17 protein-coding genes are annotated in these 18,791 nt (G+C 55.7%); 2 read left to right on the forward strand and 15 right to left on the reverse strand.

Going from position 1 to position 18,791, the window contains the following annotated elements:
- Positions 1 to 25: 25 nt before the first annotated feature.
- The 13 genes from MKY74_RS27630 to gpr all read right to left on the reverse strand — a co-directional run bounded on the left by MKY74_RS27630 (position 26) and on the right by gpr (position 14,128).
- Entirely contained in the window at positions 26 to 223 is a 198-nt protein-coding gene (locus MKY74_RS27630; protein ID WP_076169781.1) for a YfhD family protein, read from the reverse strand.
- A 68-nt stretch (positions 224 to 291) separates the two neighbouring features.
- Positions 292 to 660, reverse strand: a complete 369-nt coding sequence (locus tag MKY74_RS27635) for a hypothetical protein (RefSeq protein WP_076169780.1) — start codon at positions 658 to 660, stop codon at positions 292 to 294.
- A gap of 232 nt (positions 661 to 892) precedes the next feature.
- Entirely contained in the window at positions 893 to 2,011 is a 1,119-nt protein-coding gene (gene dnaJ / locus MKY74_RS27640) for a molecular chaperone DnaJ (RefSeq protein WP_076169779.1), read from the reverse strand.
- Positions 2,012 to 2,123: 112 nt separating this feature from the next.
- Complete coding sequence (gene dnaK / locus MKY74_RS27645; protein ID WP_076169778.1) at positions 2,124 to 3,977, reverse strand: molecular chaperone DnaK; 1,854 nt, start codon at positions 3,975 to 3,977, stop codon at positions 2,124 to 2,126.
- A 66-nt stretch (positions 3,978 to 4,043) separates the two neighbouring features.
- Entirely contained in the window at positions 4,044 to 4,667 is a 624-nt protein-coding gene (gene grpE, locus MKY74_RS27650) for a nucleotide exchange factor GrpE (RefSeq protein ID WP_076169777.1), read from the reverse strand.
- 65 nt (positions 4,668 to 4,732) lie between these two features.
- A complete protein-coding gene (locus MKY74_RS27655; protein WP_076169776.1) occupies positions 4,733 to 6,286 on the reverse strand; it encodes a TCP-1/cpn60 chaperonin family protein in 1,554 nt (517 codons plus the stop codon).
- 14 nt (positions 6,287 to 6,300) lie between these two features.
- Positions 6,301 to 7,335: a heat-inducible transcriptional repressor HrcA gene (gene hrcA, locus MKY74_RS27660; RefSeq protein WP_076169775.1), complete on the reverse strand. Its 1,035-nt coding sequence runs from the start codon at positions 7,333 to 7,335 to the stop codon at positions 6,301 to 6,303.
- A gap of 106 nt (positions 7,336 to 7,441) precedes the next feature.
- On the reverse strand, positions 7,442 to 7,909 hold the full coding sequence (locus tag MKY74_RS27665) for an N-acetyltransferase (protein WP_076169774.1): 468 nt from the start codon (positions 7,907 to 7,909) through the stop codon (positions 7,442 to 7,444).
- A gap of 72 nt (positions 7,910 to 7,981) precedes the next feature.
- Positions 7,982 to 9,178 (reverse strand): radical SAM family heme chaperone HemW, encoded by a 1,197-nt coding sequence (hemW, locus tag MKY74_RS27670; RefSeq protein ID WP_076170142.1) that lies wholly within the window; start codon positions 9,176 to 9,178, stop codon positions 7,982 to 7,984.
- A gap of 98 nt (positions 9,179 to 9,276) precedes the next feature.
- A complete protein-coding gene (gene lepA, locus MKY74_RS27675) occupies positions 9,277 to 11,094 on the reverse strand; it encodes a translation elongation factor 4 (protein WP_076169773.1) in 1,818 nt (605 codons plus the stop codon).
- A gap of 81 nt (positions 11,095 to 11,175) precedes the next feature.
- Positions 11,176 to 11,586 carry a hypothetical protein gene (locus MKY74_RS27680; protein WP_084203869.1) on the reverse strand — a complete coding sequence of 137 codons (411 nt, stop codon included), beginning with the start codon at positions 11,584 to 11,586 and terminating at the stop codon, positions 11,176 to 11,178.
- A 29-nt stretch (positions 11,587 to 11,615) separates the two neighbouring features.
- The gene (locus tag MKY74_RS27685) at positions 11,616 to 12,998 is read right to left on the reverse strand and encodes a stage II sporulation protein P (protein WP_076169772.1); all 1,383 of its coding nucleotides are present in this window, start codon (positions 12,996 to 12,998) and stop codon (positions 11,616 to 11,618) included.
- 134 nt (positions 12,999 to 13,132) lie between these two features.
- A complete protein-coding gene (gene gpr, locus MKY74_RS27690) occupies positions 13,133 to 14,128 on the reverse strand; it encodes a GPR endopeptidase (protein WP_076169771.1) in 996 nt (331 codons plus the stop codon).
- Positions 14,129 to 14,358: 230 nt separating this feature from the next.
- Between gpr and rpsT the strand changes: the two genes are divergently transcribed.
- Both rpsT and MKY74_RS27700 read left to right on the forward strand, forming a co-directional pair.
- On the forward strand, positions 14,359 to 14,631 hold the full coding sequence (gene rpsT / locus MKY74_RS27695; protein ID WP_076169770.1) for a 30S ribosomal protein S20: 273 nt from the start codon (positions 14,359 to 14,361) through the stop codon (positions 14,629 to 14,631).
- A 219-nt stretch (positions 14,632 to 14,850) separates the two neighbouring features.
- The gene (locus MKY74_RS27700; protein ID WP_076169769.1) at positions 14,851 to 16,065 is read left to right on the forward strand and encodes an MFS transporter; all 1,215 of its coding nucleotides are present in this window, start codon (positions 14,851 to 14,853) and stop codon (positions 16,063 to 16,065) included.
- 139 nt (positions 16,066 to 16,204) lie between these two features.
- On the opposite strand, the gene murA is transcribed toward MKY74_RS27700, so the two are convergent.
- Together murA and holA are read right to left on the reverse strand one after the other, a co-directional pair.
- The gene (murA, locus tag MKY74_RS27705; RefSeq protein ID WP_076169768.1) at positions 16,205 to 17,500 is read right to left on the reverse strand and encodes a UDP-N-acetylglucosamine 1-carboxyvinyltransferase; all 1,296 of its coding nucleotides are present in this window, start codon (positions 17,498 to 17,500) and stop codon (positions 16,205 to 16,207) included.
- A 239-nt stretch (positions 17,501 to 17,739) separates the two neighbouring features.
- Complete coding sequence (holA, locus tag MKY74_RS27710; protein WP_076169767.1) at positions 17,740 to 18,759, reverse strand: DNA polymerase III subunit delta; 1,020 nt, start codon at positions 18,757 to 18,759, stop codon at positions 17,740 to 17,742.
- Positions 18,760 to 18,791: the final 32 nt, after the last annotated feature.

An 18,791-nucleotide genomic window follows, 5' to 3' on the forward strand; every position in this document is an offset into this window, starting at 1 on the left:
CGCTTTCCCACGGTTTTATGCATTCTTAATCTTCATCCGTCCAGCCGGTATCCATTTTGCGGAGCTGACGCTCGTCAGCCTCCTCGCTGCGGCGGAGCGCTTCCACATCGTCCGCATCGGCCAGAACGCCTGAGAACTCGACATCCTCGTTTTTCATCGACATCAGTTCCTTGATTTTTTCCGTCTTGGTCATGATTTTGCCTTTTTTATCGCGGCTAGCCATCAAGCTCCCATCCTTTCCTTGAACGAAACTATTCACCTTTAGAAAATGTTACGGTCCCACTTTCGCGCCTAGACGAAGCCGCCGGCTTCCTCGACGATTCTCCTTGCCTTCTCGAACGATTCTTCCTCGACCACAACGCTCAGAATGATATCCCGGCCGGTCGGCCCTCCCTGTCCGCCGTCGCTCATCCCGCTTGCGGACGGATCGGCTGCGGCCAGAATGGAGACATCCTTATCGCTGTATGTTGTGCCATAAGTCACAGACGTCAGGCTGGGCATCCCACCCGTAAATGGGCCGGTGCTGTACATCGAAGCCCTCGGAAACCGGCTGAAGCGGTCGATGGACAGGTCTACCACCCGCAGGGCGCGCAGCTTTTTGGCTACACCCTCGGCTTCTTCCGGACTTTTAAAATAGGCCAGAATGCTCTTTTCAGACACTTGCATCACCTGCTTTTTATATGGATTAAGCGTTTACGGCTTCTCACGTGCGGTTTTAGGCTGTGCAAGCGCGGTCCCTTTTATGCGCAGGAAACAACCGGGCCGGGAACTGGAAACGTCTATGGGTTTGCATGCAAAAAAAGCCCGGCCGCCACGGCCGGACTTTCTAAATACGATCCATCTTCCTGAAGGTTATCGGAAGACGTCTTACCTATATACTGCAATTGCGCGGTTACTCCCCGCGGAACGCTTTTTTCATGCGGTCAAAAAAAGACTGCTCCTGCTCATGCGTCTGCTCGCCGTCCAGGGAGGCAAACTGGCGCAGCAGGTCCTTCTGCTCGTCACTGAGCTTGCTAGGCGTAACGACGACGACCTTCACGTGCTGGTCGCCCTGTCCGATGCCGCGCAGACGCGGAACGCCTTTGCCTTTGAGTCGGAAGAACGTACCCGTTTGCGTACCGGCTGGAATTTTCAGCTTGACCTTCTCGGTCAGCGTCGGGATCTCGATCTCGTCGCCAAGCGCCGCCTGGGCAAAGGTGAGCGGAACCTCGCAGTAAATATCGTCGCCTTCCCGCTCGAAGAAGTCGTGAGGCTTCACGCGGATGACGATGTACAGGTCGCCCGACGGGCCGCCCCGCAGACCGCCTTCCCCTTCGCCGGTCATGCGCAGCTGGGCGCCGTCGTCCACGCCCGCAGGAATGCGCACGTGAATTTTGCGCTGCTTTTTCACTTTGCCGCTGCCGTGGCAGGTCGTACATTTGTCCTTGATGATTTGACCCGTACCGTTACAGTTGGAGCAGGTACGACGGTTGACCATCCGTCCGAACGGCGTGTTCTGGACGACTTCCTGCTGCCCGCTGCCGTGGCAGACGGAACAGGTTTGCGGCTTCGTTCCCGGTTTGGCTCCCGAGCCGTGGCAAGTGTCACAGTTTTCGGTTCTAGGGATGGTAATATCCGATTCCTTGCCGAATACCGCTTCCTTGAACTCGATCGTCATCGTATACTGCAGATCGTTCCCCCGCTGCGGCGCGTTCGGGTCACGGCGTCCTCCGCCCCCGAAGAACATGTCGAAAATATCACCGATGCCGCCGAAGTCCGCACCGGAGAATCCTCCGCCCATGCCCTGGTTCGGATCGATATGGCCGTACTGGTCGTAGGTCGCACGCTTCTGCCCGTCGCTGAGCACATCGTAGGCTTCCTTGACCTCTTTGAACTTGGCCTCGGCGTCATCCGCCTTGTTCACGTCCGGGTGATACTGCCTGGCCAGCTTCCGGTAAGCTTTTTTGATATCATCATCCGAAGCGTCCTTGCCGACGCCCAGGACTTCATAATAGTCACGCTTTTCAGCCACTCTTCCACCCCCAATATTTCAGTCATGCTCCGGTTCATGGACAAAAGGAAAGCCAAAGCAGCGGGATGCCCCGGCTTTGACTTCCCTATTCCTGAACATAACTTTCTATAGGTTAACCTTGATTTTTGTCCTCGTCAACAACCTCGTAGTCCGCGTCAACGACATTGTCCTTCTTCGCGGAGCCTGCTGCGCCGTCGGCATTGCCTTCGCCGCCTTGAGCCTGCTGTGCTTGAGCAGCCTGCTCATACAGCTTCACGGACAGCTGCTGCACGATTTCGGTCAGCTCTTCGGTAGCGGATTTGATCTGCTCCAGGTCGTCGGAGTCGATGGCCGCTTTGACTTTGTCCTTCGCAGCATTGGCTTTTTCGACTTCGGAAGCGTCGACTTTGTCGCCAAGGTCCTTAATCGTTTTTTCGGTGGAGTACACGAGCTGGTCGGCGTTGTTCTTCGCTTCGATCAGTTCTTTACGCTGACGGTCTTCCTCGGCATGCGCCTCGGCGTCCTTCATCATGCGTTCCACTTCGTCGTCGCTGAGACCGCTCGAAGACGTAATCGTGATCTTCTGCGTTTTGTTCGTTCCTTTATCGGTAGCCGATACGTTCACGATACCGTTGGCGTCGATGTCGAATGTAACTTCGATTTGCGGTACGCCGCGAGGTGCTGGCGGAATGTCGCCCAGGATAAAGCGTCCGAGCGTTTTGTTGCCCGCCGCCATTTGGCGTTCGCCCTGCAGTACGTGGATTTCAACGCTTGGCTGGTTATCCGCATACGTCGAGAAAATTTGCGATTTGCTGGTTGGGATCGTCGTGTTGCGCTCGATCATTTTCGTAAATACGCCGCCTGCGGTTTCGATACCGAGGGAGAGCGGAGTGACGTCGAGAAGCACGACGTCTTTCACGTCGCCTGTCAGCACGCCGGCTTGCACCGCAGCACCGAGGGCCACCACTTCGTCCGGGTTAACGCCTTTATGAGGCTCTTTGCCGGTCAGACGCTTGATCGCTTCCTGTACGGCCGGAATCCGCGTGGAACCGCCGACAAGGACGATCTTGTCGATGTCGCTGGAGCTCATGCCCGCATCGCTGAGCGCTTGACGGGTTGGTCCAAGAGTACGTTCCACCAGATCGGCAGACAGCTCTTCAAACTTGGCACGGGTCAGGTTAACCTCCAAGTGCTGAGGTACGCCGTCCGCCACCGTAATAAATGGCAGGGAAATCGTCGTCGTCAGAACGCCGGACAATTCCTTTTTCGCTTTTTCCGCAGCGTCTTTCAGACGTTGAACTGCCGCTTTGTCCTTGCTCAGGTCGATGCCTTGGTCTTTCTTAAATTCGCTTACGAGGTAATCGATGATCACTTGGTCGAAGTCGTCGCCGCCGAGGTGGTTGTCCCCGCTCGTCGCTTTAACTTCGAAGAAGCCGTCGCCCAGCTCCAGGATCGAAACGTCAAACGTACCGCCGCCAAGGTCGTATACGAGGATCGTTTGATCTTCCGCTTTTTCCAGACCGTAAGCGAGAGCCGCAGCTGTCGGCTCGTTGACGATCCGCAGCACTTCCAGACCGGCGATTTTACCGGCGTCCTTGGTCGCTTGGCGCTGGCTGTCATTAAAGTATGCCGGAACCGTAATAACCGCTTGGGTTACCGGTTGGCCCAAATAAGCCTCGGCATCGGATTTCAGCTTTTGCAGAATCATTGCGGAAATTTCTTGAGGCGTAAACTCTTTGCCGTCAATCGTTTCCTTATGGTTTGTACCCATGTGGCGTTTGATCGAAATAATTGTACGGTCAGGGTTCGTAATGGACTGGCGCTTTGCCGTTTCGCCGACGATGCGCTCGCCGTCTTTCTTGAAGCCGACAACCGAAGGGGTCGTACGCGCACCTTCCGGATTCGGGATAACGACAGCCTCGCCGCCTTCCATGACGGCTACGCAGGAGTTAGTCGTACCAAGGTCAATACCGATAACTTTACTCATGTATGGTTTCCTCCTCTGGGATATAAGAAATGGTGGATCAATACTTATATGTTAAACAGCAGGGATTTACATGCTGACTTTAACCATGGCTGGACGAAGCACTTTGTCTTTCAGCATATAGCCTTTTTGCACTTCCTCAACGACGATGCCTTCCTCGTATTCATCGCTTTCCACCTGCATGATGGCTTGATGATATTCCGGATTAAACGGCTCGCCGACGGTAACCATAGCCTGCAGCCCTTCCGCTTGAAGCACGCCTTCCAATTGGCGGAAAATCATGCTTACGCCTTTCGTAAAGGACTCTATTTCGCTGCCTTCGCCGGCAGCGGCGAGAGCCCGTTCGAAATTATCCACGACAGGCAGCAGCTCGGTCACGAGTTTAGTGGATGCATACTTGGCCAGGTCCTCTTTTTCCTTCTGGGTCCGTTTGCGGAAATTGTCGAAGTCGGCCTGCGTACGGATGGCACGCTGCTGATAATCGTCAGCCAGCCCCTGCAGACGCTCCACTTCGCTCTTCAGAGCAGCAGCGTCCAATGCTTCATTCTCCGCAGCCGTCCCTTCAGAAGCATCCTCCGAAGCTGTCTCACCAGCTTGGCTAGCCTCCGCCTCGGCTGTATGTTCATTCACTTCTTCATTGGTTTGTTGGTTCAATTCGTTTTCACTGTCTTGAAATGGTTGATTTTCGTTCAAGATGTCTTCACCTCCTTGGTAAACTGATCATGCTTTTGTTCATCGGTTCATGCGGTCCGAAGAACTCAATCTTCATCCTGACCGCCATAGCCTCTCATTTTGATGACATTATGAATGCGGAGCACGGCAGCCGCCACCTCACCCGCGGCCTCCAGCCCATGAATCTTCACCAGGGCCGGATCGACGATCCCCCGCTCCTCATAGCGAATGACGAGCCCGGTATCGCAGTCGATGCCCATGGAGTCGGAGTCTTCCGCAAGCTGGGCGGCACGCGCCTCTTCCATCTTCTCCAGCGGGTTGTAGCCGGCGTTCAGCAAAATCTGTGCCATGGGCTTGCGCAGTGCCGCTGCCACGGCGGCAATGCCGAAGGCTTCCATGCCCTTCACCGCCTCCCGCTGATGCTCCAGCTCGTAGGAGACGGCCAGCTCGGCCGTACCTCCGCCCGGAAGCACCCCGCCGGAAACGGCGGCTTGTACAGCCGAGGCCGCATCCGCGGCAATCCGGGCGGATTCCCCGACGACTTCCGCGGTGCTCGCCCCGACGATCAGCGTGACAAACGGCTCGCGCTCCTGCCCCCCGCTGCTGACCCGCACGCGTTCCAGCCTTTCGTCATAAGCCACATAGGGGGAATTCCCCAGAAGCTTGGCAAGCGAATCGCGCTCCTTATGTAAGGCGGTGCGCCGCATGGGCACCGCCCCTGTCATCTCGCTGACGCGCAGCAGGTCGCTGCGGCTCACGCGCGGCACCACCATGATGCCGTGGTCCATGCAGAACTGCTCGGCATCGGGATGGATTCCCCGTTCCAGCAGAACAAGCCCCACCCCGAGGTCGGCCAGCACGTGAAGCTCGCTGCTGAAGCGGTCGCGCAGCTCCATGTACCGGGCAAAGCCGGCTTCCGTCGTCAAAACCTCTTCATCCAGCGTCTCCGGCTCGAGCGCGTCGTGCAGGACGAGAATCTTCGTGCTCTTCAGCACGGGTCTATCATGCGAATGAAGCGGCTTCTGCTTCAAAAGAATGCCTTCATATACTTCATTATCGCCTTTCTCGTGGGCGGTAACCGCATCGGCTAGCAAATAGCCGGGTTCCCTCAGCTTCCGGGTCCCCACCTTCGAAGCGGCTTCCATGACAAGGCGGACGATATCCTCGCGCTCGCGTCCGGCGACATAAGCCGCCTTGGCAAGCAGCGGATCGTCCAGCCCTTCAATAACCCGGGTCCGGCGCCGCAGCGCTTCCACCGCCATGCGAATGCCCTGCTGCATCCCGGCGACCACTTTGGAAGCAGGGACACCTCTGACGATTTGCGCAACGCCTTCCTGCACCAGCGCTCCCGCGAGCACCGTTGCCGTCGTCGTTCCGTCGCCGACCTGCTTCTGCTGGCTGCGGGCCACCTGGATCAGCAATCTGGCGGCGGGATGCGTTACGTCCATTTTGTCGAGGATCGTCACGCCGTCATTGGTAATAATGACTTCCCCGCGGGAGCCGACCAGCATGACGTCCAGCCCCTTGGGGCCGAGCGTCCCTTCCACCGCAGAGGTGATGGCACGGACCGCATTGCTGTTGTTAAGCAGGGCTGCGTAGCGTTCTTCACCCTCGCGAACCGGCTGCTGGCCTTGACTCATCCGTCCTCTCCCCCTTATTTATACCAGTGTGACAGCATGGCCGTCAGATCCTTGGACAATATGTTCAAAATGCTCATGACCCTTGCGTATTCCATCCGCGTCGGGCCCAAAATGCCGATGGTGCCGAGCGCTTCCCCTTCAAGCGAGTAAGTCGCCGTGATCAGGCTGCAGTTGGCAAACGCCTCATGGTCGTTCTCCGTGCCGATCCGCACCTGAATGCCGCCCCCATCCTGGGGCGCCATCATCTTCGTAAGCGTCGGCGTCTCTTCGAGCAGGTCCAGGATCGTCTTCACTTTATCGACATCCTTGAACTCCGGCTGGGTCAGCATGTTGGTCGTTCCGCTCAAATACAGCCGCTGATGGTCGGCCTCACCGTCCAGGAATATGTTGTCCAGCACCTTCATGATTTCTTCATAGTTGGAAATATGGCGCTCCATCTCCTGGCCGAGTTCTGTATATAATCTTGTCTTCAGCTTATATATAGGTACATTCATCAGCTTGCTGTTCAGCAGGTTGACGACTTTCTCGATCTCGGAGACCGGCACATCCGGCGGAAGCTGAACCGTCTTGTTCTCCACCTGTCCCGTGCTCGTCACGATAATCGCGACGGCGGTTTCCTCGTTAAGCGGAAGCAGCTGAAAATGCCGCAGTGAAGTATGAAAAACTTCCGGTCCAAGCAGGATGGAAGTGTAATTCGTCATATGGGATAGTATCATGGCTGCATGCTGGATCACCTGCTCCATCGCGCTGAGCTTCTCGGCAAAAAACTTGCGGAGCAGCCGAATTTCCCCCGGAGGCGCCGAATAGGCCGGATCCAGATGATCGACATAATACCGGTAACCTTTATGAGATGGAATGCGGCCGGCCGAAGTATGGGGCTGTTCCAAAAAGCCCAGCTCTTCCAGATCAGCCATTTCGTTGCGGATTGTCGCCGGACTGTAGCCGACATCGCCTCGTTTCGAAATGCTGCGGGAGCCTACGGGTTCAGCGGAGCGAATATAGTCGTCCACAATGGCATTCAGTATCATTCTTTGACGTTCGGTAAGCATACCATTCCCCCCTTGGTGACCTTTATTTCGAGCATCGTTAGCACTCTAAAGAGATGAGTGCTAACCGTTAATACAAAAATACCAAACTGACATGAGCATTGTCAAGTCAGTTCAGCATCTTAAGAACAGCTATTTCATCGCATGCATGCTGCTTGGCGCAGTTCACGCAATCGGTCCAAACCTTCTCGGGAAAAATCTCTTTTTCCACAACCGAAAATCCGTTTTTCAGAAAAAACGATACTTCGTACGTCAGGGCCATAATTTTGGGAATGCCTTGTCTTCTCGCCTCTTCCGTGAGCTTGCTCACCAGTTTGGAGCCGATTCCCGTCCCCTTGTGCCCTTCCGCAATTCCCAGGGAGCGGATCTCCACCAGGTCTGCGCCTAACTGGCAGAGCGAGCCGCAGCCGATCACTTTCCCGTCCGCCTCGGCCACGACAAACTGGTCCAGCTGCTCCTCAAGCACTTTGCGAGAGCGCGGCAGCATGATCCCCTTCTGTGCATAACCATCGATCATTTCGAAAAGCGGTTCTACGTCCTCTGGCACCGCTTTACGGCAAATAACTACCGCCGGCATGGCCATTCCCCCTCACACGTGCTGTCAATGATATGAATAAATATACAACAACACGCATAGAAGTTCAAGCGGTTATTTTACGGTGAGCGAGCCTATAAATTCGCCGAAAACGTCATTGCCGAACAGGATTCCCCGTTCGCTGAGGCGGTACCCGTCGCCCGTCTCCTCGAGCAGCCCCGCATTCAGCATTTTATGCAGCGGTTTGGCAAACATGTCTTCCATCGATACGCCGAACTGCTCTTCGAAATGCGTCCGGGACACTCCCTTCAAGACACGCAGGCCGACCATGAGGAAATCCTCCATCGCCTCTTCCCGGGGCACCTCGAAGCTCTCCATTCTCGGCAGTCCCTCTTTGGTCGCTTCCGTATACGGATTAACCCCTTTGATATTCATATGCCGCATGCCGCCGACATACCCGTGGGCACCCGCGCCAAGGCCGTAATAATCTTCGTTCAGCCAGTAGGCCATATTGTGGCGGCTGTGGAATCCGGGCTTCGCAAAGTTGCTGATTTCGTACTGCTCGTAACCCGCTTCCTTCATTTTCTCCATCAGCAGCAAATACATCTTTAGCTCGTCGTCCTCATTGGGCAGCGGCAGTTGATTCTTCTGGTACATCGTATGGAAAAGCGTGTTCTCCTCAACCTTCAGGCTGTAGATCGAATAGTGCGGCAAATTCAGCGCAAGCGCCTTGCTCACGCTCTCTGCCAGCATGTTCACCGTCTGGTTTGGCAGGCCGAACATCAGGTCGATCGACATATTGTCAAAGCCGGCTTTGCGCGCATTCTCCAGGCTCTGGTACACATCATCCGTATCATGGATACGCCCGATGCCGCTCAGCAGCTCGTTCTGAAACGCCTGTACGCCGAAGCTTACGCGGTTAACGCCGCCCGCTCTCATCACAGCCAGCTTCTCGAGGTCAGTTGTCCCCGGATTGGCCTCCATCGAAAATTCAATATCTTCCGACCAGTCCGGAAAATACGTCTTGACCGTCTTCAGGAAATACTCCATTTCGTCCGGCTTCAGCACGGTCGGGGTTCCCCCGCCGACGAAAATGCTCGTTATTTTACCGGGAGGAACCTCTTTGACGGTTCGTTCCATTTCCCGCTCCAGCCCCTGCAAATATTCCATCACCGGCTGGTTCTTCAGCACATAGGAATTGAAATCGCAGTAAAAGCATTTATTCGTGCAAAAGGGAATGTGCAGATAAACCGCTTGGGGTTTACGGTTCCCCTGATACTTAACTCTTGGCGTCCCTTGCGGATTCAACATCGCCATCGCAAATTCCCTCCTTATATTTAGAAAGGGAAAGCCGCAGCGGCTCTCCCGTGGAATGGTCCAATGATCTCTATAAGCTTGGTAAAAACTGACTAGTTGTCGTCGATTTTCAGGACAGCCATAAAGGCTTCCTGCGGCACTTCGACGCTGCCGACCTGCTTCATGCGCTTCTTGCCTTCCTTCTGCTTCTCGAGAAGCTTCCGCTTCCGCGAAATATCGCCGCCGTAACACTTGGCGAGGACGTTCTTGCGCATCGCCTTGACCGTCTCGCGGGCGACGACCTTCGTCCCGACCGAAGCCTGGATCGGCACCTCGAACATTTGCCGCGGAATGAGCTCGCGCAGCTTCTCGCAGATGCCGCGTCCGCGGTGGTATGCGCGGTCGCGGTGCACGATGAAGGAGAGAGCGTCGACCTGCTCCCCGTTCAGCAGGATGTCCATCTTCACGAGGTTGGAGCGGCGGTAGCCGGACAGCTCGTAATCAAAGGAAGCATAGCCCTTCGTGCCGGACTTCAGCTGATCGAAGAAGTCGTACACGATTTCGGACAGCGGAATTTCGTACGTGATCGTAACCCGGGTCGTATCCAGGTATTCCATATTGACGAATTCGCCGCGTTTGCTCTGGCACAGCTCCATGATGGTGCCCACGTAATCGTTCGGCACGATGATCGCCGCCTTGACGTACGGCTCCTCGACGTATTCGATTTTCCCGATTTCCGGATAGTTGGACGGGTTGTCGATTTCGATCGTGTCGCCGTTCGTCAGCGTAATGCGGTAAATAACGCTCGGCGCCGTCGTAATGAGCGGGATGTTGAATTCGCGTTCGATCCGCTCCTGGATAATCTCCATATGAAGCAGCCCGAGGAAGCCGCAGCGGAAGCCGAAGCCGAGCGCGCTCGACGTCTCCGGCTCGAAGCTCAGCGAAGCGTCGTTCAGCTGCAGCTTCTCCAGCGCCTCGCGCAGGTCATTGTAATCGGACGTCTCGATCGGGTACAAACCGCAGTATACCATCGGGTTGATTTTGCGGTAGCCGGGCAGCGCCTCGGGTGTCGGATTTTTGGCATCAGTGACCGTATCGCCGACCCGGGTATCACCCACGTGCTTGATGCCCGCTACGATAAAGCCGACATCGCCGACCCTAAGCTCGTCCACGATCGTCATCCGCGGTTTAAACGCGCCGACTTCGATGACCTCGAACGTCTTGTTCGTAGCCATCATCTTGATTTTCGAGCCCGCTTTGATGCTGCCGTCAATGACGCGCACATACACGATAACGCCTTTGTAAGGATCATAATGCGAGTCAAAAATGAGCGCCTTCAGCGGCTGATCCGGATCACCGTTTGGCGGCGGTACCTGCTGGACGATCTGCTCCAAAATTTCCTTGATGCCGATGCCGGCCTTCGCCGAGGCGAGAACGGCGTCGCTTGCGTCCAGACCGATAACGTCTTCAATTTCCTGCTTCACGCGGTCCGGATCGGCGCTCGGTAGGTCGATTTTGTTAATGACCGGAAGAATCTCCAGGTTGTTATCCAGTGCCAAATAGACGTTGGCCAGCGTCTGCGCTTCGATTCCCTGGGCGGCGTCCACCACCAGCAGCGCGCCTTCGCAGGCGGCCAGGCTTCGGGAAACTTCATACGTAAAGTCGACGTGTCCGGGAGTATCGATCAGGTTCAGCAAATATTCCTCGCCGTCATCGGCGCGATAAGTCAGGTGAACGGCCTGAAGCTTGATGGTAATCCCCCGCTCGCGTTCGAGATCCATCTGGTCCAGCACCTGATCCTGCATTTCACGCGAGGTGAGGGCGCCCGTATATTCAAGAATACGGTCCGCAAGCGTCGACTTGCCATGGTCTATATGGGCGATAATGGAGAAATTTCGAATGTTCTTTTGCCTTGCTTGTACGTCTGTCATGCCTTACCCCCAAAAACAGCCTGATGTGTAATCAATTCATTATAACAGTTGGAGGAAAGGCCAGCAATCCCACCTGCCGCATTATTCCGTCACGTTGCTGAAGAGGGAGACGACGAGGCGGATTCCCTTTTGGGACAGCTCCTGCAGCAGGCCTGCCGTCTTATCTGCCAGCACGTCGACCGTCGGCGTGCCGCCCTGGTCCACCAGCAACTGTTCGGGAGTCTTCTCATGCCAGTCCTGGACCTCGACCTGTTCCTGCTGCGGCTGCTCGTCCGCCGCCTTGAACCGGTTCGAGCTTTGGCGCGGCTGGGAAGGCTGTTGCCGCTGCTGCGTAGAAGCTCCCTGCTGCGGCCCGGCCTGCACCGCGGCAGCCGCCGTCTGCGCCTGCGGCGCGGGCGCCGGAGCATCCGGACTGGCCAGCTGCATGCCGACCAGTACGCCGATGCCTGCCCAAATTCCAAGCACGCACACTTTTTTAGCCCATTTTGACATGATCATACCTCCCTTGGCTCATTGCTTTCTCAGCTTTTATTATCTTTCTTGGCGGGAGCCGTTTGATCGGTGCTGGCCTTTTCCGCCTTTTGATCCGCGTAATAGACGTCCGCGATCGTCTGTGCCAATACTTCCGACGTCCGCTTCAGCTCCGCATCGGTGCTGTCGATCCCGCCGACCTCGATCAAAATGCTGTTCTCCGACAGCGATTGGTTATATTCCCCGTTGCCCATGGAGGAATCTTTCCCCCAAATGCCGCGGGACAATCCGGGATAGGCTTTTTCCAGCCGTTCATGGATGGAATTGGCGAAGGCTTCGTTTTTGCGCCAGTTTTTGTTGCCGTGCCCGATGATGAAGAAGACCTGTGCGTAGCTTTTGCCGTTAATGTCTTTCGTCGTCCGGCTGTGCCCTTGAGAATCCCGGTGAATGTCGATCAGGTATTTCATGCCGCTGTTCTGGCTCATCGCAGCCTTCACCGTCTCGCGGGAATATTTATAGGAAAAGTTATAGTTATAGTCGGCCACCGTCGTCATGTAATCCTGCTCCGAATGGGCGGTGCCGATGCCGAGCTGCTCAAGCTTCTTCGCCACATAGCTTCCGACCAGCATAACGTTTTGCGACGGAGACGTAGAGCTGGGGTTGTCGCTGGTTTTACCCAGCAGCGGGTTGTACGCTTCTCTCGGATGAGAGTGATAGATCAGGATCGATTTGTTTTTGGAGTTCACCGCCGAAGATTGTCCCGTACCTCCATTGTCCTTGGAAGGCGTTCCTTCTCCGGCACCTTTCTTGCCGCCGGCGTCCGGTACCTGACCGGACGGCGCATCCTGCTGCTTGTCTGTGCCCTTGCCGGAGTCGGTGATCTTTCCGGGATCGGTTCCGGCCTGACCCGCACCGTTCTTCTGAGGATCGGCTGAAGCGTTATCGCTTTGTCCGGCCGTATCCGTTTGTCCCGCCGTTTCCGCAGGCGGATTATAATCTTCGGGAGGAACGACGTTGTCATTGCCTGCCGAATGCCTCAGCAGCACCGGATCGTTCGCCCCCATGCCCGGCATTTCCCGGGCCAGCAGGCTTTTCGGATCCTTAGGGTTGACGCTGGTCAGCATCTGGAATACGAATGTCGTCATGTTTTCCCCGGAGAAAGTCGAGTTCCCTTTTTCTTTATTCAGGTGGGGCAGTTCCATGCCTAACATATCAATGAAGAAATTGCTTGATACGGAGCCGGCGAATCCTTTCATAGAAGAAACCGGAGAATCGTTGATTTTCTGCTCGGCCATCCCTCCCAATCCCAGAAGTAAGAAAAACAGCAGCGATCCGACCACCAGCAGCACAAAGGTACGTCCCATAGACAGAAAATACAGCAGTCTGGCTCTCCATTTGCCGATATTCCAAAGCTGAAAACCATTCCTCTTCATTCTGTTGTCCTCCTGAAATCTCTTATACTTCAACTCTATGAGCCGGAGAGATTCGATAGAACCAAAAAAAGAAAGCCCGATAGATTCGGGCTCCCTCATTTATGATAGAAGAGAGAGAGGAGGAGCTGCACCTCCTAGTGCGTGTAGGCTCCCGTGTTTCCGGGGTCTACCGCGTCATGCAGGGCGGCGTTCAAACCGCTCGCGACAATATTGGCGATATCTTCGATAAATTCGTCAATCTCTTTCGGCGTGACGATCAGATCGTGGCCGAGCGGTTCGAGCACTTCCTTGACCAGAGCGAGGCGCTCCTGCTCGTTGATATCGTCCAGCATCCCCATAATTTGCCGGGTCTGGTTCGTCTCCTGGCCGAAATGATTCTTCATCATTTCCATGACATTGTTCACAATCGTCGAAGCGTAGCATACGGTCGGCACGCCGATGGCAACGACCGGAACGCCAAGCACTTCCTTGGTGAGGCCGCGGCGCTTGTTGCCGATGCCAGAGCCGGGATGGATGCCGATGTCGGCGATCTGGATCGTCGTGTTGACGCGCTCCAGCGATTTGGATGCCAGCGCGTCGATCGCGATGATCAGGTCCGGCTTCGTCCGTTCCACGATCCCCTGCACGATCTCACTGGACTCGATCCCCGTCAGTCCAAGCACCCCCGGGGCGATGGCGCTGATTTCCCGGTATCCCGGGGCCACCTGATCCGGCATCAGCTGAAAATACTGCCGGGTGACGAGAACGTTCTCCACCACAAGCGGTCCCAGCGAATCGGGCGTCACATTCCAGTTGCCAAGCCCGACGATCAGAACCGTCTGTTTCTTCTGAATCCCGATCAGCGCCAGGAAATCCTCAAACTCGCGCGCGAAGGCCTCAGCTACCTGCTCCTGCAGCTTCGTGTCCCCGTTGCGGAGTCCGGGAACCTCCAAGGTAATATAATGCCCTTTGACGCGGCCGATGGCCTGGGAACCGGCCTCATTCAGCACGTTAAGGCGGGTAATCTTGATGCCGTCCTTCTCCGTAATCTCTTCATCGACCCCCGGGATCGGTCCGGCATGGCCCGCCATTTCCCTGGCGTCGACCGCCAGGTCGGTCCGCACGGAATAGCGCTGCAAATCCAACTCCATATACATCTGCCTCCTTTGGCTTGTTATGGATAGTTTGCGGGAGCGGCGGCCAGTTTATGCACAACCTTTTTACACCGGACACCGTTCATACGACGCCGATCCATGTGCCTCTTAAAATCCAAACCTTTGGAACGCGATGATAGTATTGCTTTTTAGAGTACCCCATGCTAAACTATTTTAAGTTGTGAATCATTTCGAGCTATTCGAATGCCTTACAGGAGGTGAATGCAATGCCAAACATTAAATCCGCCGTTAAACGCGTGAAAACAAGCGACAAACGCCGTGCGCTTAATGCTTCCCAAAAATCCGCGCTTCGTACAGCTGTGAAGGCTGCCGATTCTGCGCTGACGAATAATGAAGTCGAAGCTGCTAAAGCTGCTGTTCAAGCTGCATCCCAAAAACTGGACAAAGCCGTAACTAAAGGCCTGATCCACAAGAACGCAGCCAGCCGCAAGAAGTCCCGCCTGGCGAAAAAACTTAACGCTCTCAGTGCACAAGCCTAAGGGAGCGCTATCCATACGATGAAATGGAAAAGTCCTGAGCAGCTCCCAAGCTGATCAGGACTTTTAAATTTTCTTTCGAAACGCGTACAGAGCTGACAACGCCATAGCGGCGCGCCTTTTGCTCTTTTATATAGCACGGACAGCCATGTTCGAAGCAGCCTCATGAAGCAAGTGGACAACCCATGTGCTGTATACTAGGTTTAACAGGAGATGACGTCTATGGAAAGCTGGAAGAAAAATCTATGGGTTTTATGGTTCGGCTCGCTGATCGTGTCCTCAAGCTTCTCGATGGTGGTACCCTTTCTTCCCTTGTTTCTGATTGAAATCGGTGTCACCAAAAACATTGAGATGTGGTCCGGTCTGCTGTTCAGCGCAGCGTTTTTTGCGGGAGCGCTTTCATCTCCGTTCTGGGGATCCGTCGGCGACAAATACGGCCGCAAGCCGATGATCATCCGCGCAGGTTTTGTGCTGTGCATCATTTATTTGCTGACGGCGTTTGTCACGCATCCGGTGCAGCTGCTCATCCTGCGTATTTTGCAGGGGCTTCTCTCCGGATTTATTCCGGGAGCCATTGCAATTGTCGGTACCAACACCCCGGAGAAAAGGGTGGGCTACGCGCTGTCCACCATGTCCACGGCCACGGCTACGGGAAGCATCATGGGGCCCCTCCTCGGCGGCGTGCTCTCCAAGGTGTTCGACAACCGGCTGGCCTTCGGCAGTGCGGGCGTGCTGTGCTTTCTGGCCACGCTGCTCGTTATCTTTTATGTCAAAGAGGAAAAATTCGTCCCGAGCAAAGGCAAACTTTCGGTGTTTAACACGCTGAAGCAGGCAGCTGTCAACAAAATGCTGATGATTGTCCTGGTGCTCACCATGGTGACACAGTTCTCGGTCATGACCATCGAGCCGGTGCTCTCCCTCTATATTGTGGAGATCGGCCACTCGGCATCGGATGCGTCCATCCTGGCGGGCTTCATCTTCTCGCTCGTCGGAATCGCCAGCATCATCTTCGCCCCGCGCTGGGGCAAGCTGGCCGACAAGGTCGGGTTCCAGAAAATACTGATGATCGGCTTGTTCGCCGGAGGCATAGGTTCGCTCCTCCAGATCCCGTTTCATAACATTTGGGCGTTCTCGGTCGTCCGCTTCCTGTACGGCTGCTTCTTCTGCGCCGTATTCCCGGCGCTGAACGGGCTTGTCGTCCGGTCTACGCCGAGCGATTTCCGCGGAAGGGCCTTCAGCCTCAACCAGACCGCGAACCAGCTCGGCGGCATGCTGGGACCGCTTGCGGGCGGCGCGATCAGCGGCGTGTTCAGCATTCATACCGTGTTCCTCATTACAGGGTTATTCCTGCTGCTGACGATGGGCCTCGCCTACTGGTCCCAGCGTTTCGGGAGCTTGTCCGCTCAGCAGGCCTCGACTAAAGCGATTGACGGCTAGAACCGTTTTGTGTCTCGTATAAGATTGATCCGAGTCATAAAACTAATCGAAATAGCCCCCTCTGCCGTTCTTCCGGTTTGGGGGCTGTTTGCCGTCAAGAACACGTAAGCTAAAACAGCCCTAAGCAGCCGGCCGACGCTCACGCCGTTGTCGTATATTCCGTGCCGTCCGGAGCGGGTTCGCCTTCGTGGATCACCAGCCCGATCCCCGCCTGGCCGAACAAATGCACCGCGTCCTCATAGCCGCGCTCAATATGCTCGATGCCCGTGATTCGCGTTGCCTGCTCCGACTGCAGGCCGGCCATGATCAGGCAGGTTCCCGCCCGGACATCGGTCGCATGGGCGTAGCCGCCGTGCAGCGGTCTGCCGCCTTTAATGATGGCATAGCCGTTCTTCGCCTGGATATCGGCGCCAAGCCGGTTTAATTGGGCAACATGACTGAAACGGTACGGGTACACCTTTTCCCTAACGGCACTGTAGCCCGGCGCCTTCAGGAGCAGGCTCGTAATCGGCTGCTGCATGTCGGAGTTGAACACGGGATACATGCCCGTCCGTACCCGCGTCGGCTTGATATTCCCCTGGCTGCTGGCGATAATGTAATCGTCCCCGCTTTCAAATTCAATGCCGATTTCGCTCAGCTTGGCCATGATGGACCGCATATGCTCGGGAATGACCTGCTTTAGTGTCAGCGTACCGCCCGTGATGCCCACCGTCATCATAAACGCCCCCGCAATGAGACGATCGGGGATCACCCGATACCGGCATCCTGTCAGAGACTTCACGCCGCGTATACGGATCGTGTCCGTACCGGCTCCAGTGATGTCGGCTCCCATCCGGTTCAGCAGCTGGCAGACGTCCACCACTTCCGGATCCGTCGCGCAGTTGTGCAGATGGGTGATTCCGGCCGCCAGCGAAGCGAGCAGCACCGCATTGATCGTTGCGCCGGATGTCAGCAGATCGAAGCAAAAGTCGGTGCCCGTGAGCTTTTCTGCCGATACCGTGTACTGTTTCTCTTCCAGGGTCACGTCCGCCCCGAACGCCCTGAATATTTTCATATGCTGGTCAATGGGCCGCTCCACGAAATTATCCCCCCCCGGATAACCGAGCGTCACCCGCTTGTACTTACTAAGAAGCCCCCCGATCAGATAATAGGAAGCGCGGAACGAAGACGTCAGCGCCTGATCGAGGACGGATGAATGAATCCGGGTTGAATCCACAACAAAATGGCCGTCATCATTTTTGCTCACCTGCAGGCCGATGCGGCTTCCAATTTCTCCAATGGCGCGGATATCGTTAATATCCGGTATGCCCTCCAGTATTGTCGGTGTGTCTCCAAGAACGGCAGCGGCGATGAGGGCGAGGGAACTATTCTTGGACCCTGGAATGATCACGCTCCCGTCGAGCGGGCCTCTCTGCTTCACTTCTAACCAGCGCATGCGAACTCCACCATTTCTATATAGTTTTTGGTCTGGAACAATCATAAGGTAGAATATGCTGCACACTTGCCGGAGGACAATCTGAATTAGAGAAATAGCCTCGCACCCCGGTTAAGGCACAGCAGCATGCCTCCTTGCCCTCTGACCTGATGGAATGAATGATAGAATAAAAAACACCGCCCTTACGCTCCAAAGCGCAAAAACGGTGCCTCCTTCACATCAATTCGATTGTTACGCTGCTACCCCGCCAGTCTGAGCAGGAACAGCTCCAGGCCGAGCACTTTATCAATAGCCCCGGTCTTCATCTGGTAATCCAGATCTCCGAGCCTGCTGAGGATCGCCTTCAGCTGGTTCGGCTGAAACTTGCGCGCCTGCTCCCCGGCAATCTTGACCGCATAAGGATGCAGTCCCAGTTGGGAAGCAATTTGCTGCTGCGAAAAGCTTTGGCCGCCGAGGTCCTTCACCTGCAAAATAATGCGGAATTGGCGGGCGATCAGCGCGGCGATTTTGATCGGCTCCTCCTTCTGCTTCAACAGCTCATAGAAGATGCCCAGCGCCTGGTCCAGCCGCAGGTTGGCGATCTCCTCGACGAGGGCGAATACGTTCTGCTCCGTGCTCCGCGCCACCAGCCGGTCCACGATGTCCGTCGTCACGGTGCCGCCGCTGCCGGCATACAGGCACAGCTTGTCCACTTCGGCTGCAAGCGTCTGCAGCTGTGTGCCCGCGTTGCGGACCAGCATCTCCGCCGCCCCCGGGGCGAAGCTGCATTCGCGCTGCTTGGCCTTCTTCTCGATCCACCGCAGCAGCTCGTCGCTGCCCATCGGCATAAAGGAAAGCACCGTGCCGGCGCTTTTAACGGCCTTAACGACCTTTTTGCGCTCGTCCAGCTTCTCGTTGTTCACCAGGAAGATCAGCACGCTGTAATCTGCCGGATTGCCGATGTACTCAAGCAGTGATTCCATGCGGTGTTCGACTTTGCCTGAGTCCTTCCCTGCGGTAAATACGGCTGCATCCCGAACGAAAATAAGCTTTCGCTGCACCATAAAAGGAATCATTTCTGCCTCTTCCACGACTTCCTGGATCGGGGTGTCGGCCAGATCATAGTGTACGATCGCAAAATCCCGCTCCTCCTTCTGCAGCAGCTGGTCCTCCATCAGTGAGGTAAATTCATTCATCTGGTATTTCTCAGTTCCGTACAGGAGGTAGACCGGCGATACATCACCCTGTCTGATCGCTTTCACCGCCGCCTTTACATCCATTGTTGCTCCCCCTTCTCTATCCATGCCCATTG

It is taken from the genome of Paenibacillus sp. FSL R5-0378 (genome assembly GCF_038009285.1).
GTDB lineage: Bacteria > Bacillota > Bacilli > Paenibacillales > Paenibacillaceae > Paenibacillus_AQ > Paenibacillus_AQ favisporus.